The 16085-nt window shown below is 64.3% G+C and carries 12 protein-coding genes; all 12 read right to left on the bottom strand.

Annotated features, from left to right (window positions below; translation table 11 throughout):
• Nucleotides 1–5 precede the first annotated feature (5 nt).
• Complete coding sequence (locus QGG57_01835) at nt 6–1664, bottom strand: DUF116 domain-containing protein (protein MDP7006919.1); 1659 nt, start codon at nt 1662–1664, stop codon at nt 6–8.
• Nucleotides 1661–2683 carry a radical SAM protein gene (locus QGG57_01830; GenBank protein ID MDP7006918.1) on the bottom strand — a complete coding sequence of 341 codons (1023 nt, stop codon included), beginning with the start codon at nt 2681–2683 and terminating at the stop codon, nt 1661–1663. Before QGG57_01830 ends, QGG57_01835 begins: the two co-directional genes overlap by 4 nt.
• Nucleotides 2676–3815, bottom strand: a complete 1140-nt coding sequence (locus QGG57_01825; GenBank protein ID MDP7006917.1) for a radical SAM protein — start codon at nt 3813–3815, stop codon at nt 2676–2678. Before QGG57_01825 ends, QGG57_01830 begins: the two co-directional genes overlap by 8 nt.
• Nucleotides 3816–3851: 36 nt before the next feature.
• On the bottom strand, nt 3852–6641 hold the full coding sequence (locus QGG57_01820) for a molybdopterin-dependent oxidoreductase (GenBank protein ID MDP7006916.1): 2790 nt from the start codon (nt 6639–6641) through the stop codon (nt 3852–3854).
• Complete coding sequence (gene nrfD, locus QGG57_01815) at nt 6638–8050, bottom strand: polysulfide reductase NrfD (protein MDP7006915.1); 1413 nt, start codon at nt 8048–8050, stop codon at nt 6638–6640. Before nrfD ends, QGG57_01820 begins: the two co-directional genes overlap by 4 nt.
• Nucleotides 8047–9966: a (Fe-S)-binding protein gene (locus tag QGG57_01810; GenBank protein MDP7006914.1), complete on the bottom strand. Its 1920-nt coding sequence runs from the start codon at nt 9964–9966 to the stop codon at nt 8047–8049. Before QGG57_01810 ends, nrfD begins: the two co-directional genes overlap by 4 nt.
• Before the next feature lie 111 nt (nt 9967–10077).
• Nucleotides 10078–11013 (bottom strand): electron transfer flavoprotein subunit alpha/FixB family protein, encoded by a 936-nt coding sequence (locus QGG57_01805; protein ID MDP7006913.1) that lies wholly within the window; start codon nt 11011–11013, stop codon nt 10078–10080.
• Entirely contained in the window at nt 11013–11753 is a 741-nt protein-coding gene (locus tag QGG57_01800) for an electron transfer flavoprotein subunit beta/FixA family protein (GenBank protein ID MDP7006912.1), read from the bottom strand. The genes QGG57_01805 and QGG57_01800 overlap by 1 nt, the downstream gene beginning before the upstream one ends.
• Before the next feature lie 10 nt (nt 11754–11763).
• Nucleotides 11764–13044, bottom strand: a complete 1281-nt coding sequence (locus QGG57_01795) for a (Fe-S)-binding protein (protein MDP7006911.1) — start codon at nt 13042–13044, stop codon at nt 11764–11766.
• Nucleotides 13037–13804, bottom strand: a complete 768-nt coding sequence (locus tag QGG57_01790; GenBank protein MDP7006910.1) for a hypothetical protein — start codon at nt 13802–13804, stop codon at nt 13037–13039. The genes QGG57_01795 and QGG57_01790 overlap by 8 nt, the downstream gene beginning before the upstream one ends.
• Nucleotide 13805: 1 nt before the next feature.
• The gene (locus QGG57_01785; GenBank protein MDP7006909.1) at nt 13806–14870 is read right to left on the bottom strand and encodes an FAD-dependent oxidoreductase; all 1065 of its coding nucleotides are present in this window, start codon (nt 14868–14870) and stop codon (nt 13806–13808) included.
• Entirely contained in the window at nt 14860–16080 is a 1221-nt protein-coding gene (locus QGG57_01780; GenBank protein ID MDP7006908.1) for a heterodisulfide reductase-related iron-sulfur binding cluster, read from the bottom strand. The genes QGG57_01785 and QGG57_01780 overlap by 11 nt, the downstream gene beginning before the upstream one ends.
• Nucleotides 16081–16085: the final 5 nt, after the last annotated feature.

Here is a 16085-nt window from a genome sequence, read left to right as displayed (position 1 = left end):
GTGCCTCATACGCTGAAATTCCGCTCGGCGCTGGCATGCTGGTCGGCGGTCGTAGTAGGCGTCGTGGGTTGAATGAACCTGGCGTTGAATTCCGGGTTGACGTTGTCCATTACCGCCTCCAGCAGCGGCAGCTTCAGGTCCGCCTGCGCCTCGAAGGTGCCAGCGTACGCCTCGCCCTCCTCGCCCAGCTGGTAGCAAGTCTTGCCAACGATATCCAGCACCACGCCGGGAATCCCGGCGTCACGGAACGCCTCGTTGCGCTTGATGAAGAACGCCTCGCAAGCGCAACCAATCCAGGACTTGACGCCTTGCGCCTTCATTTCAGCGAGTGTTGCCTTGAGATGCTTGAACTTGACGATGGTGACCGCTTCCAGCCCATTCTCCCGCGCCATGCGGTAGGCATCACCCATACTACAGAGACCGCACTCGTCGCATCCCTGCTTGAAGCGGTAGTCGCAATCAGGCAGCTTTGCGCAATAGGGGAGCAACATGACGGTCGCGTCCGACATAACCTGCTCGATGCTCTTGCCTTCGGGGACGTTTACGGGATAGACCGAGCTCGAGTCCGCCTCCGCAATCCCGATGCCACTGTAGGTGGTCTGCTCCAGCGCAAGCTTGACCGCGTCGCAGAAATCCCCCGGGGTGAGCCCGACCAGATCCACCTTGTGCTTTTCGAAGAAGCGCATGATGACCGGGCGCACCTGGGGAAACGGGGTGTTCATCAACTCCGCCTCCAGGTCCATGATTGCCCGGCGGGGATTGATGAAGAAGTCGCCCGTAATCAGGACCTGCCGCAGCCACGAGCGCTTGACGTCGACCGCGGCGTGAATGCGCAGCATCCCTCCCGGTCGCTTGTGGATTGAAGTGTAGATTTGCTTGTCCTCGGCCGGCGCCGTGATGGCGTTTATCCAGTCGTCCGACTCGATTTCAGGCAGTTTTGACGCAAATCGCTCCTGCTCCCATGCCGTCAGCTCGCCGGTTTCGAACTCGATTTCGAAGGCGTGCGCGAAGGCGCTGGCGAGCGCCGCCTGGATTTGCTCCCTCGCGGGAACCTGCGACAGCAGGTCCGAAAGGCAGGAGACCCGCTCGCGAGCGGTCTCGAGCCCTCGCGGCGTGAGTTTCTCGTTCGGAATGCGTAGCGCCAGCAGCATCGCCTCGATGTCGAACTCGACCAGCACCGTCCCCTGGTAGAGGAAGACCCCGTCGTCGGCGACCCCGCCGGTGCCCGAGATTTTGCGTCCCTCGACCTCAATGTCGTTGCGCGGCCTGAACTCCGCCGCCACTCCGAGTTCCTGCAGGCCGGCGGCGGCCGCCTCGCAGATGGTACGGGTCAGCCCGGTCATGTCCCGGCCCGTAAAATCGTCGAGGGAGCCGACCAGTTCCCACCCAATCTGGGTCGCGTCAAAGTAAATCGCGCCGCCGCCAGTCAATCGCCGGTTGATATCGACACTGTGCTTCGCGCACCAGTCAACCCGTGCCTCTTGGGCAACTACTTGGTGGTGGCCAACGAGCACCGCCGAAGGTGAGAATTGCATGAAGCGCAGCGTGTTCGGGACCTCGCCGGCAACGCGCGCGTCGAAGAGTGCCTGGTCCAGCGCCATGTTCTCGGCGGCGGTGTGGACGCCGGTGTCGAGCAACCGCCACTTTCCCGCTTCGCGGCTCAATTGCAGCAGCCTCCCTTCGCTTCGTCATCCATCAGGCAGCAGCAGCCCGACGAGACCGAGATGTCGAGCCCCAGCTCGCGCGCAAAGTCGTGCCCTTCCTCGGAAGGGTACGCCATCCCGTTCACCCCGGCCCGGATGACCAGTCGGTCGGTCTCGACCTTGTGCTCCCCCGGCGGGCGCGCGCAGCCCATGATGACCGTCGTATCCGGCATCGCCAGCCGGCAGGCGAGCACTACGCGGGCAATCTCCAGCGGGGTGCTGGTGGGCGAGTTCTCCATCGGTGTCCCGAGCAGTGGCTTGAACGCGACTACCATCACCCGCTCCGGGTTGTGGCGGGCAATCATGCGCACTGCTTCGGCTTCGCCCCGCAACTCACCGCGCTGCAGCCCGACCACGATGTGCGGCATCAGCGGCACTCCGTACCTGTTGAGCAGCTCCATCGAATGCTCGAACGCCTCCTTCATGAGGTCGAGGTGGTAGATTTCGCGGATGGTGTCGTTCGAGCCCATGATATCGAGCATCGCCCCGTCGATACCTGCTTCTCCCAGCGCGGCGGCCACCTCCTCGTAGACGACGCCCGTATGGACGACAATCGCGAGCCCCAGCTCCTGCTTGGCGCGCTTGATGGTCGGGATGAACCGCAGTAGCGGCACATCGCCCGCGAGGGTCGAGCCACCGCTCACAAGGCAGCCGGTGCCCCCCCGCTCGACGGTTTTGAGAAACATATCCCAGAGCGCCTCCGGAGTGGTGGCTGGTATCATGGTCTCAACCATCTTCGCATCGCAATGCTCGCAGCCGAGGGAGCAGGCGGGGCCGGTAATCGAAATCGAGGGGAACCGGAAGGGGTCGTCTTCGGCAATGTGCTCAGTCTCGTACGAGACCATTCCGGGAACATTGAGTGAGATGCTGTTGCCAAAACGCTGGCGGGACTGCGTCCACGCCTGCTCGAAAAGCGGCTCGAGCTCCGCCTCGGGGGCAGTCATACAGAAATCGATGATATCCTGGCGAGTTTCAGTCATCGTCAAAGGGATCAATTTCCTCATCCTCCTTTCCGTCGTAGTCCAGCAGCTGCCGCCGCGCGTGGACGATATCGGATTCCTCGGGTGGAATCGGGAAGTTGCGCCAGCGTCCCTGCGCCGCCTGGTAGGGCGTGCAGTTCCCGAACGGTCGATTGCAGGCGCAATCGACCGTTTTCCCGGCACAGCCCGATGTCATGAACGCCTTCCCCTCGTCAATGAGCTGCTTGAGCAGTTCCGACTCGAGGTCGAAGTCCACGATATTCCCCTTGTCATCAAAGGCCATCGCGTCGCCGCGGCCGAAATGCTCGTTGATGATGTAGCGCGCGAGCTGTATGCGGCGGTAGGAACCGATTGGCGGCTGCGGCCACTCGCCGAGGGCCGTTCCAGGCTCGGGGTTGAACGAGAAAAGGTGCGTCAGCGCGCCCATGTCGTACGCCTCCTGCATGGTCGCCACCATCTCCTGCTCGGTCTCGCCCAGCCCTGCGACAAGGTGGATGCCGGCGTTGCGCGGGCCGAAGACCTCGATGGTGTCGACGACGATTTCCCAGTACTGATCCCAGTCCAGCGGCCCCTGCACGTCCTTGCCGCGCACGGAGTTGAACACCTTACGGGTCGCCGCGTCAAGCGCAGTGGCGACCATGTCGGCCCCTGCCTCTTTCGCCCGGATTAGCCATTCCTTGTCAATTACCGTTGGCATCAGCAGGATTGAGATGCGTGAGGTGGATTCCGAGAGCTTGCGGACCGCGTCAATCGTATCCTCCCGCGCCCCGCGATTGAGTACCATCGAGACGCAGACGCGTTCGATGTCCGGCACCGAGCCGCTGCTGATGGACTCGTTTACCTGATCGAGAGAGACCAGCGGCCAGTTGACCCGGATGAATGAGCGGTCGGTCCAGTCATCCTCCGATTCGCGCGACTTGGCCAGGCCGCAGTAGCCGCACCGCGCATGGCAGCCATCCTCATAGTCGAGCAGGACGTTAATCGAGTGCAGTTTCGCCCCGCGGTAGAACTGCCCCTTCTCGGCCCCCATCACCAGCGCTGCTGCCTGACTCGTGCGCACATGCGTTATCGTCCCTCCCGCATCGCTTTCGCAATTCTTCCCGGCCGCGGCTGCTATCGGCAGTTCAATCATCGCAGCTCCATCGACCGTTTTCCATTCTCCACCACATCATTCCTCCCGGCTATTTAGCCAGAACTGCCCTTTGGCGGGCGTCAGCGGGCGCCCCATCCAGAGCGGCCTGCGCAAGCCGTCGGGATGCGTTTCGGTATCCTTGGCCCACTGGTTCCACTCCTTGAAGTATGCGAATGACCGGTCGGTATCGACCTCGATATCACCGTATTCGTCGTCGAGGCCCGGTTTCGTGAGCTTAACTTTCTGGAGCCAGCAGTGCGCCCCAGAAATGGGGTCGGGCTGCACCGCGTGCGTCAGGTTCTGGTGGACGCCACCGTCACGCCACCACACGCGTCGGGTGTCGGCGTCCTTCGATTTCCACGGGCGGATACCAGCGAGCGTGCGCATGCGCCAGCGCCCCGGCTCCGGGTTCGTGATGTCGACCCTGGCCGACATGTAGCGGTTGCCGGCGTCCTGCTGCCGCCGCCACCTCCCGATGTGGTGCGAGCAGCCGACGATGCCGGGCTTGATGGATTCGGTGACCCACACCTTGTCGACGAAATGCCCAATTTCGGTCTCGATTTTCAGCAGGTCCCCGTCGCTGACGCCCAGTTCGCGGGCGTCCTGCGGATGGAGCCAGACCGGGTTGCGGTGCGCAATCTCGGCCAGCCATTTCGAGTTGGCCGAGCGCGAGTGGATGTGCGTCGGCAGCCGGAAATTGGGCAGCAGCACATACTCGCCCGCCTCGTGGTTGAGACGCTCGGGGTGGATGTGCGAGCGGATGCGATAGTCGGGGATTGCGTGCTCGGGATGGCCGAAGTCTACCATCGTCTGCGAGTAGAACTCCTGCTTGCGGCTCGGCGTCGGGAAGCCGAGCCGCTGAGTGCCTTCGATTTCAACGCCTCCGTCGGCAACTTCAGTCTCGTGCTTGTCGTAGACCGCCGGCTCGACCAGGAAGGCGCCATGCTTGCGCATGTAGTCCAGCGGCGACAACTCCTCTTCCGCGGCCGCCTCGGGCAAGCCCTTGACGTGCTCGAAGATGTAGCGGTAGTATTCGTCGACGGTGATACACTCGCCCGCCCGGTACGGCGACTCGAAGTGCTTGCGGATGCCGAGCGAGCCGTCATGGTCGATGTGCCAGGAGAGCTCAATCCAGAACTCGTCCTCCTCCCACACTTCGCCCGGGTTGGCCTCGTGGGTGAAGCGCACCGGCTTCCCCTGCCGACGGGCGAACTCGCGCAGTACCGGCTGGCGGAACGCTATCCACATCCCGGCGTGCGTTTCGTAGGAGTTGATGTCGTGCCGCTCGCTGGCGTGCCCCATTGGGAGCACGTAGTCGGCGAAGAAGGCGGTCTCGTTCCAGGTCGGGGTGAGCGCGATGTGACAGCCGACCGCCTCCGCATTCGAGAGCATCTCAATCCAGGAGAAGCCGTCGGGGAATGTCCAGACCGGGTTGAAGACCCGCGTGAAGTAGACGTCCATGCTGCCGCGCCCGTCCTTGATCAGGTGCGGCAGTATCTGGCTCATCTCGTAGTGGGAGAGTGTGTATTCGGGCGGCCAGATGAGTTCGTTCCACGCCTCCTGCGGCGGCGGTACGTCGAAGAAGGTGGGGTGGAACTTGGTCCAGGCGCTGGGCGAGGTCCCCCCTTCGGTGCCGACCGAGCCGGTGAGCACGTTCAGGAAATGCAGCGTGCGTGCCACCTGCCAGCCGCCGAGGTTGCCGATGGCGCCCGCCCGCCAGACATGGGTCGAGAGTCGGCTGCCGGCGCTGGCGACCACCTTTGCGACTTCGGCGACCTGCTCGACCGGCACCTGGCATTCCGCGGCGGCGAACTCGAAGGTGTATTCCGCGTATTGCTCAATCAGCCGCGTGACGAAGTGCTCGAACGTCGCGTCGTCATCGGGGTGTGCGGCTGCCATCCACTCCGGCCAGTTGACCCATTCCTCGAGGAAACGACGGTCGTAGAGCTCCTCGACGAGTATATAACGAGCGATGGCGAGGAACAGCGCCGGCTCGGAGCCGGGATAGACCGGCAGCCAGTGGTCGGCCATCGAAGCGGTGTTCGAGAGCCGCGGGTCGAGCACGATGAGCTTGGCGCCGTTCATCATGCCTTCGACGATGCGCTGTGCGTGCGGATTGAAGTAGTGGCCGGTCTCGAGATGTGAGCTGACGAGCAGGATGACCTTCGCGCTGGAATGGTCGGGGCTCGGCCGGTCGAACTTATGCCACAGCGCGTAGCCGCAGCGGGCTCCCGCCGAGCAGATGGTGGTGTGCGAGTTATGGCCATCGACGCCCCATGCCTTCAGCACCCGCTCGGCGTAGCCTTCGTGCCCGGGGCGGCCGACGTGGTAGACCACCCGCTCGCGTGCGCCGGTGTTGAGCGAGTCGCGAATTTTCGTCGAGATTTCGTCCAGCGCCTGCTCCCACGAGATGCGCTCCCACTCTCCCGCGCCACGGTCGCCCTTGCGCTTCAGCGGGTGCAGGATGCGTTCGGTATCGTTAATCTGGTTGATGGTCGCCGGCCCCTTAGCGCAGTTGCGGCCGCGGCTGGCGGGATGCGCCGGGTTGCCCTCGAACTTGCGCACCCGGCCGGTCTCCTTGTCAACCCAGGCGAGCATCCCGCAGGCTGATTCGCAGTTGAAGCAGGTGGTTGGCACTAGCGAGTAGCGATGCTCGACACGCTCCGGCCAGGCGTTGGCGTCGAGTTCGATATGGTCGTCCCACTCTTCCGGGCCGGGGTAGTGGCGCAAGGGGCGCGTCGCCCCTTGCGCCTCTTCGCGGTCGATGCGGGGAATGATACCAATTCCCTCGGCCATCCGCTCGATAAACGTCTTTTCGGACTTCATATCAGGCTCTCCAGTTGCGGCTCCTGCACCACTTTCCGGCCGTGCAGCAGGGCTGCCGCCAGTACTGCCAGTGCCGCCAGGATGTAGAGCGGCGCGGGGCTGGTAAGTATCAGCAGCGTGGCGGAGCCGATGACAATAGTCTCGAGCATGAACTTCGCCGGCAGCGCGGCGTCGCGCGACCACGAGCGTCCCTTCGCCTGCTGGAACAGCCACGCCGTGTAGACGGCGGTGAGCGCGGAGAGCGGGATGCCGGCGTAGGCGAGCCAGCGCAGGAGCGATTCGTCAAGTTCGAAGAACAGCACCGCGGTGGTGGCGGCCAGGATTCCACCGAAGCTCGCCAGCAGGTAGGCGCCCCTGACGAGCCACGAGCTCCAGTTGGGCCGCAGCATGATGTAAAGAAAGCGGTCGGGCCGGTCAAGGTCGAGCACGAGCAGCGCGCCGGTGATGCCCAGGAATGCAAGCCCGGTTCCCACCACCAGCCACCAGAGCTGTGTTTCCATCTCGAGATAGTCGCCGAGCCAGAGCAGCGTCGCGACCAGATAGGTCCCTGACGCAATCGCCTTGGTCCAGATGTAGGCGGAGACTTCCCAGCCCCAAAGGACGCCTTTCGACGGCGCGTCGTAGGCGCGTTTAGCCTGCGGGGATTCGTCGGCCAGCTTGGCGGCGACGTCGCAGATGATGGCGCGGTCGCGCGGCGGCGCCTCGCTCGCCTTCTTTTCCAGCGCGAGCTGGATTAGCAGCGAGTTGTTGTCGGCAGCTTCGAGCCGCTGCTCGGCGTATTTCGCGAAATGGCCGACGCCGGCGACCTGCTCGCTCCACATCCCGGTCCCGGTGCGCGCGGTGGCGGTGGGGTCGAGCATCTCCTCGCTCGCATCGATGTAGAAGACATTTGGTTTCGCTCCCGAATCGGGCTTGCGCACCGTCGTCTCATGGATGGCAACAAGCTGCGCTATCCTCGAGCCGGGGTCGTCAAGGTCGCCCGAGATGATGGCCTCGGTGGGGCAGACGATAACGCAGGCTGGCTCGTAGGAATTCTCGAGCCGGTGGACGCAGTAGTTGCACTTCGCCGCGGTGCCCTGATTGGGGTCTATGTAGAGCGCGTCGTAGGGGCACGCCTGCATGCAGGACTTGCAGCCGATGCAGCGGGCATCGTCGAAATCGACGATGCCGTCATCGCGGGTGAAGAGTGCGGTGGTGGGGCAGAGGGTGGTGCAGGGCGCGTCCTCGCAATGGTTGCAGCGGTGGACGCTGAATTCGCGGCTGCTGTTTGGGAAGGTCCCTTTCTCGATGTACTTGACGTGGGTACGGTTCACCCCGATGGGGACATCGTGCTCCGACTTGCAGGCGACCGTGCAGGCGTGGCAGCCGATGCAGGACCGGTTGTCGATGACGAAGCCGTAGTTGGTCATGCGGCAACACCCTCGATTCCCATTGCCGAGTGGACCAGGTCGATGATATCCTCGACGGCAATTTCCTCCTCGTGTCCGCTAGTCTTGGCCGCGTCGGAATACATGGTCATATCCTTGGGGCAGGCGACCAGGAAGCGCGAGACACCGACCGAAAGCGCTTCCTCGATGCGCATCTCCGAAGGGCGCTGCGTCATGTCGTCATGGTCGTTGAGCCAGATTTGCCCGCCGCCAGCGCCGCAGCAGAACGAGTTCTCGCGGTTGCGCGGCATCTCGACCAGCTTTAGCCCGCATCCCTCGATGACCTGCCGCGGTGCGTCGTAGATGTTGTTGTAGCGCCCGAGATAGCAAGGGTCATGGAAGGTAGCGTTGCCTGCCAGCGGCTGCTCCAGCCGGATGGCCCCAGCCTCGATGAGTTCGACCAGCAGGGTCGAGTAGTGCACCACCTCGTATTCGCCGCCGAGCGCCGGATACTCGTTCTTGAGCGCGTTGTAGGTGTGCGGGTCAGTGGTCATGATGCGGTTGAATTCGCACTTCGCGAGCAGCTCGATATTCTGTTCCGCGAGCGACTCGAAGAGTCCCTCCTCACCCACCCGCCGCACGTCGTTGCCGGCGCTGCGCTCGCCCTTGCGGATGACGCCAAAGTCGACTCCGGCGGCGGCCAGTACTTCGGCCACCTTGCGGGTAGTGGCGGTGCAGGACTGGTTGAACGAAGCGAAGTCGCCGACGAACCAGAGCAAGTCGACCGGCTCCTTGCGGGCGTCCTTGAGCTCGAGCTTCTTCGCCCACTTGCTCCGCTTGCGGTTCGATTCGCCGAAGGAGTTGCCCTGCTCGTCAAGGCTGCGCAGCACCTCGCCCAGCTCGTCGGGCATCTTGCCGTCGAAAACCAGGTTGCGGCGCAACTCCAGAATGTCGTGCATCGGTTCGTTGCCGACCGGGCAGACCTGCACGCAGGCGTAGCAGGCGGTGCAGGACCAGGTCGCGTCGGGCGAGATAGCGTAATCCAGCAGGCTCTCCCGCGCACCGCCCGCCGCCACTTCCGCCGCATTGGCGTTGATGTGGTAGCGCTTGTTAATTTCCAGTGCTGACGGCGAGAGCGGTGTGCCGCTCTCGTGCGCCGGGCAGACTTCGTGGCAGCGGGTGCACATGATGCAGGCGAACGGGTCGAGCACCTGCGGCCACGGCAGCCCCGTCAGCGTCGTGCTGCCCGGCTGCGCGGGGTCCTGCACAGCGTCGAGCGCACCGCGCGGAGTCTCGCGCCGCAGCGCCAGGTTCACCGGCGCCACCATCAGGTGGATGTGCTTGCTGCGCGGGAAGTAGGGAATGAACAGCAGGATGAGCCCCAGCGCCAGCCACCACGTGGCGCGAATCGCCTGCTCCAGCAGCCCCGGCTCCATTCCAGTGAAGAGCGGCAGCAGCAGGCTGGCGGTCGGCATCCAGGGGTCGGGGCCGCCCGCTTCCGCCAGCCGCAGCGCGCTGCCCACCCAGCGCGAGCCGACGTGCAGCAGGATGAAGCCGCCGACGATGAGTGAGTCGCGCCGCACACCGCCCGCGGCGACGCCGGGGTGCAGCAGCACGTTGGAGTTGAACCCCAGCACCTTTGGTTTCGTGATGAAGCGGCGGTGCAGGAAGAAGAGCATCCCCACCAGCACGAAGACGCTGAAGAGGTCGGTCAGCAGATTGAAGCCGTCCGCCACCGACCCCTGCCAGACCGTTTCCCAGTCGGGGACGAACGCTTCCAGCACGTCTACCACGTTAACCAGCAGGTAGAAGCTGAAGCCGAAGAAGATGAAGGCGTGGAAGATGTTCACCAGCGGCCGCGCGCTCGCGAGTGGCTTCTGCATCGCCACTTCCAGCAACGCCCGCGCGAAGCGGCCCGGCAGGTTGTCCGACCGGTCCGCCGGCTGCCCTTGCCTCACCGTCGCGAAAATCCGCGCGAAGCCCGGCCACGCCAGCGCCAGGCAGGCGCCCAGCAGCGCCAGGAACGCCAGCCGGTCAGCGAGCGGGAGCAGCGCGGCCGCCCTCCCGGCTCATTCCAGCTCCTCGACCAGTTCTTCGCAGACGTCGAACAGGTCCTCGGCGAGGCCGTAGTGGGCGACGTCGAAGATAGGCGCGTCCTCGTCGCTGTTGATGGCGATAATCGTCGCTGAATCCTTCATCCCTTCGATGTGCTCCGGCGCGCCGGAGATACCGAGGGCGATGTAGACACGTGGCTTGACCTTGAAGCCCGATTTACCAATCTGCCGTGATTTTTCCATCCAGCCGGCGTCGACGATGGGCCGCGAGCAGGCGAGGTCGGCGTCGAGCAGCTCGGCCAGCTCTTCCGCCAGCTCGATATCGTCCTTGCTCCCGATTCCGCGGCCGACCGCCACCAGCACTCCCGACTGGGTGATGTCAACGTCCCCCGCCTCGGGCTCGATGAGCCGGCTGAAGCGCACCTTCCCGGCCAACTCCGGGACGGCGAGCTCGCTCACCGAAGGCGACCCGGTAACGCGACCCGTGTCCCCGTCGCAGGCGCCCGGCAGTAGCATCGCCACTGCCGGGCTGGAGACCTGCGAGCTGACGCCCAGCTTGCCGCCGTAGAGCGAACTGCTGCAGGCGAACCCCCCGTTGGCGCCCTCGACGGCGGTGCAGTAGGCGACCAGCGGCAGCCCGCGCGCGGCGGCGACCGGGCCGGCAATATCCATCCCCATCGAGGTCGAGCCGACCAGCAGCAGGTCGGGCGAGTACGCCTCGACCGCCGCACTGACGGCTGCTGCGTAGCCCTCCGGGTTGTAGTCGTCGTCGCCACCAGCGTCGATGACGCTGCCGGCGGCGCCCAGTTCGCCCGCCTTGCCCGCCATGGAGCCGAAGGTGACCGCGCTCACCTCGCCCGCCCCGAGACCAGCGGCGAGCCCGAGTAGCTCGAAAGTAATATCGGCGAACTCGCCCGAGAGATGCTCGCAGACGACCATCACGCCGCCCATTACGCCACCCCCTCGCCGCGCAGTACTTCCAGCAGCGCGGTCGCGTCGTCGAGCATCTTCGCCCCCGCACCGGTCTCGGGCGGCGCCATCGCGGTGATTTGGCTGCCCGTTCCGGCTTCGCCAGCGTTAACCGCCAGCGTCTCGAGCGTCGCCGATTGCTGCACCTGCCGCACCTTGCTGACCGGCGCGTAGCGCGGCGGCTGCCGCGCCGCCTGGATGCCGAGCACCGCCGGGAGCGTGACCTCGAACTCGGCCATCACGCCGTCGGAATACTCCTTGTTTACCGTCGCGACGCCATCGGCGACAGATACGCCGGTGACGACCGAAACGCACGGAAGTCCCATTTGCGCCGCTAGCAGCGGCCCCAGCTGCCCTTCGCGGTCATCGACCGACTGGACGCCGGTCAGGATCAAATCGAAGCTGCTTTCTGCTAGCGCAGCGGCGAAGGCTGTCGCCTGTTCGCCCGAGCCCCCCGGCTGCACGCCGGTGAGTTGCACTGCACGGTTGGCTCCCTTTGCGAGCGCGGTGAAAAGCAGCTTTTCGTTTTCCTCACCCTCCAGCGCAAGGGCAACGACCTCGTCTTCCTCGCCACCGAGCAGCAGTGCCTCTTCCAGCGCGTGGTCGTCGAATTCGTTAAGCTTGAACTTTAGCTCATCTGTGTCGAGCGCCTTCCCCGAAGCGTCAACCTCGAGTTCCTCGACCAGGTCGGGCACCATTTTCAGCAGGACTGCGATTTTCATATTTGCTCCTTCAGCCGTCTCCAAGGCAGCTGGCAATGATTTCGATGATATCGAGCACCTCCAGCTTGCCATCGTTCCCGGTCGATTTCACCGCGTCCTCGAAGCGCGAGACCTCGTAGGGACAGCAGACTACCAGCACCTCGGCGCCGACCTCGACCGCCTCCCGGACCCGGTTCTCGGACAGCCGCTCGGTGGTGTGGTCGGCGACCATCCCGTCGAGCCACATCCCGCCTCCGCCACCGCCGCAGCAGTAGCCCTGCTGCTTGCAGCAGAACATCTCGACGAACTCGATGCCGGGGACCGCCTCGATGAGCGTGCGGGGAGCTTCGTATTCGTTGTTGTGCCGCCCGAGGTAGCAGGGGTCGTGGAAGGTGACTTTGCGGGCAAACTCGCCGGTGAACATTTCCGTCAGCTGCTCCACCTTTTCGGCCAGGAACTGCGTGTAGTGCTGGACGTTGTATTCGGTCCCGGTCAGCTTCGGGTACTCGTTCCGGAAGGCGTTGTAGGCGTGCGGGTCGCTCACCACCAGCCGCTCGTGCGGGTTCTGCTCGAACAGCGCGTGGTTGTGCTCCGCCAGCTCCTCGAAAAGCCCGCTCTCGCCGCAGAGCCGCTGCGAATCCCCGTCGCAGCGCTCGTCGCGCCCGAGGATGCCGAAATCGACCCCCAGCCGGTTGAAGACGCGCACCATCGCCTTCGCGGCGTCGTTGCCGCGCGGGTGGTAGCTGAAGTAGTCGCTGACGTACCAGAGCACATCCACCTCGCCCGGCTCCTTCGAGAGGTCGCGCACCGGCTCGTCGAACTTCTTCAACCAGCGCATCCGCTTGCGCGCTGACTCGCCCATCGGGTTGCCGTACTCGGCGACGTTCTGTAGCATCTCCTGCAATTCACCGGGGACGTTGCCGTCGAGTATCGCCTGCTCGCGTACAGCCGGCATAATCTGCATCATGTCCACCTCCTTGGGGCAGACCCGCAGGCAGTTGTTGCAGGTGGTGCAGAGCCAGAGGTCGGGGTGGTTGAACAGGTCCAGCCCGGTCTGCAGCTTGCGGTAGAGCTTGCGCGGGCCATACGAGCCGACGTTGTCCACCGGGCAGACGCCGATGCACTCGGCGCACTGGTAGCACCAGCCCATAGACTCGCCGCCCGACAGGTCGGTGACCCGGTCGAGGAAAGTAAAATCATACTCGGTCAGTTCGCGCGGCACCCACATCCGGTTCCAGGCGCCGGAGACGTCGATACCTTCGATGACAGCCTCCTCTTTCTCGACGAATTCCTGATACTTGTGGTCACCCACGTGCAGCCACCTCCAGCCCGCGCACGCCGAGCACCCGCTCGACAAGCTCGGGGAGTTCCGGCAGGATGCGGTTGAATTCGTCCGAAAGCTTGAGCCGGAAGACGGTGTACATGTAGACGGCGTGGACGCAGGCGAGGAGCAGGTTGGTGCCCAGCATGCCGGCGGCGTTCCCGGAGAGGTTCCGCGCCTGCCCGACCTCGTTCACCAGCCGCACTGCGGCGCCGACGTTGCGGTACCGCTCCGCGGGGCTTGCACCGCCGATTTCGACCCCTTCCTGCACGACCATCGGCAGCGCGCCCGAGCCGGTGGCGGGGTCCCAGACCCAGCTGGTCCAGAGGCAGTACTGCTCGGGGTCGTGGAAGTGGAGCAGTTCGCTGGCGAGGTTGATGGACCGGCGCTCATCGAGCTTCCCCTCGAACGCGGTCAGGAAGCGCTCGAAGCGGTCGCCCACGTCGCCCTCGCCGTAGAGCAGCTCCTGCGTTTGTTGGCGGAAGGGCTCGACGCCGACCAGCCGCAGCAGCCTGCGTGCCTTGCGCCGGATTGAGAAGACGTGGCTCAGCAGCAGGACGAAGTCCGCCTTCGCCAAAGCTGCGAGCCGTTTAGGGGCGAGCAGCTCTGCGAACAGCTCCTGTTTCGCCTCCAGTCGCTGGGCGATGTTTTCGAGCTCGCGCAAAGTGGCGAGCTTGGTCGCCTCCTTCAGGAATTCTGCCGAAGATTCGGAGTCGACCACTTCCTGGACGGTCAACGAATCGTAGAGCATGTTATTCGACTACCGGCAGCTGGATGCGGCGCACGAACGCGCATGCCTTGAGCGCTGCGGCACCCCCCATTGAGATGGAATCCTCGAGGTCGGCCGGTCCCGCGGCCGCGCCGGCGACGAAAATTCCGTCGACCGGGGTCTGCACTGTGTTCAGCGCACCACCCACGGTCTCTATCCAGCCGTGACATTCGAGCGGCAGGTTGAACATTTCGGCCATCGCGATGGTGCCGTCGCTGGGCTCCATCCCGACGGACAGGATGACGACGTCCATCAACACCTCCATCGGCCGCCCCATAGTGGTATCCTCGCCCTTGACCATGACCGAGTCCCCCCGCATGGTGACTTCGCTGACGATACCGCGGATGAAGGCGACTTTCTCCTCCTCCTGCGCCTTCCAGTAGAGTTCATCCTCCCAGAAGCCGTACATGCGCATGTCGATGTAGAATACGATTACTTTGCAGTCCGGCAGCAGCTGCCGGATTTCAATGGCCTCTTTGGTGGCGATACCGCAGCAGACCTTCGAGCACCACTTGTTCCCCAGCTGGCGGTCGCGGCTGCCGACGCACTGGATGAAGCAGACCTGCTTCGGCGGCTCCCCTGTCGACGGCCGGACAAACTTGCCCGCCTTGAGCATCTTCTCGGCGTCGACCAGCGTGATTACGTCGTCGTACTCGTAGTAACCGTAGCGCTGCGTCTCCTTGCCGGGGTCGAAGTGCTTGAATCCGGTGGCGACGACCACGGCGCCGACCTCGACCACTTCGGACCCGCCCTCCGTCTCGAGCGTAACGCTCAGGTCGGGCGCGGTCCCCTCGACGGCCGTAATAGTGCTGTCGAGCCGGATGTCCGCGAGCGAATCGTTCGTGACGGCGTTAACCATGCGCGCCATTGCCACTTCGGTATCTTCCATGTCGGGCGTCAGCGCCGCGTAGCTGGCCGAGATGGGGGTGCCGCCCAATTCGTTCCGTTGCTCCACCAGCACCAGCTCGTATCCCAGCTCGACGACGCCACGCGCCGCTTCAAGGCCGGCCGGCCCGCCGCCGATGACCATTATTCTGTTATTGCTCATCCAGGCATTCCTCCCAGGTAAGGTACTCTTCTGGATTGTCCTTCAGGTGGTCCGCAATTCCTTCGAACTCCTTCCACGCCTTTACGTGGTCAATCCCCATCAGTTCCAGCAGCGGCTTCATGTCGACGCCATGCCAGTGCAGCTGGCAGACCAGGTAGGGGTGCGCCCCCATCGAGAGCGCGGCGAACTGTGCGTCGGACATCACCGGGATGCCGACGTTGCGGCCGTGCGCCTGCGTCGAGAACTGGCTTTTGTCGAGCGTTGTGACGCAGCCGGTATCGTGGGTCAGCGTGACATCCGGGTCGGCCTCTATCTTCATGCGTTCAATCTTGCGGATGGTCGCGAACGAGCGGGAGAAGTCGCGGCTGACCAGAATGTGCCGGAAACCGAAGCCGCAGCAGTCGTGCCAGGTCGAGTAGTCCGCTACCTTGGCGCCCAGCGCCTTGACCAGCCCGGAGACGATGGCGGTACGCTGTCCATCATACAGGTCGCGGTCGTAGATGGCGTCCTCGACAACCAGCTTGTGGTAGTGGCAGGCGGGATGCACGGTCGCGGTGATTCTGGAGAAGTCGTAAACCTGTTTTTTGGCGATATCGTCCCGCATAACATGCACCCATTCGGAGTAGTGCACAATCTCCTCCGGGAAGACGAAGGGCAGCCCGAGTCGTTCCAGGATTTGTCGCACCTGCGCGCGCAGCTCGGGGTGGTGCAGCAGCTCGTTGCGCACCTCCTTGTAATGGCCGTAACTGGTGCCGCAGTGGATGAGCGGGAAGTAGCCGTCCAGCTTCGCCTGCGCGAAGTTGCGGCAGGCGACCGCCGCCTGCGCGGCCGGGTTCGAGGTGGAGGAGGCGTAGTAGTTCCAGGCGGTGCAGGAGGTCTGGTCACGCGGGTCGTGGTAGTCGAGGCCGAACTGGCGATTCAGCCAGAATATGGAGGTCGAGTAGCCGGGGATGTGCCCGCACTGGCCGCACGACTTGTGGTGCCAGGTGTTCTCGATGGGGATTTTCTTCTTGCGGCCATATTTCGTATCGACCTCCACGTAGGGTTCGGGGACTCGCTGCACCTCCAGTTCGCCCGCCGCCTCCAGCTCGAACAGCAGTTCCCGCAGGTCCTCGGTTGGCGGCTCCGCAGGCCGCTCGAATTCGCGCTCCGCCGCCTTGAGGGGGACGGATTTGTCAGCCATCTCCAGCTGGACCTGTGCGCTTGCCATCCTCA

This window comes from Candidatus Poseidoniia archaeon, assembly GCA_030748895.1.
In the GTDB taxonomy this organism is placed as follows: Archaea; Thermoplasmatota; Poseidoniia; order MGIII; family CG-Epi1; genus UBA8886.
This window is presented reverse-complemented; position numbering and strand designations above follow the sequence as displayed.

Bases quoted from the DNA above. Each gene is read 5' to 3' on its own strand.
- QGG57_01830 (MDP7006918.1), bottom strand. From the start codon at position 2,683: ATGACTGAAACTCGCCAGGATATCATCGATTTCTGTATGACTGCCCCC.
- QGG57_01785 (MDP7006909.1), bottom strand. From the start codon at position 14,870: ATGAGCAATAACAGAATAATGGTCATCGGCGGCGGGCCGGCCGGCCTT.
- QGG57_01800 (MDP7006912.1), bottom strand. From the start codon at position 11,753: ATGAAAATCGCAGTCCTGCTGAAAATGGTGCCCGACCTGGTCGAGGAA.
- QGG57_01825 (MDP7006917.1), bottom strand. From the start codon at position 3,815: ATGATTGAACTGCCGATAGCAGCCGCGGCCGGGAAGAATTGCGAAAGC.
- QGG57_01820 (MDP7006916.1), bottom strand. From the start codon at position 6,641: ATGAAGTCCGAAAAGACGTTTATCGAGCGGATGGCCGAGGGAATTGGT.
- QGG57_01805 (MDP7006913.1), bottom strand. From the start codon at position 11,013: ATGGGCGGCGTGATGGTCGTCTGCGAGCATCTCTCGGGCGAGTTCGCC.
- QGG57_01790 (MDP7006910.1), bottom strand. From the start codon at position 13,804: ATGCTCTACGATTCGTTGACCGTCCAGGAAGTGGTCGACTCCGAATCT.
- nrfD (MDP7006915.1), bottom strand. From the start codon at position 8,050: ATGACCAACTACGGCTTCGTCATCGACAACCGGTCCTGCATCGGCTGC.
- QGG57_01780 (MDP7006908.1), bottom strand. From the start codon at position 16,080: ATGGCAAGCGCACAGGTCCAGCTGGAGATGGCTGACAAATCCGTCCCC.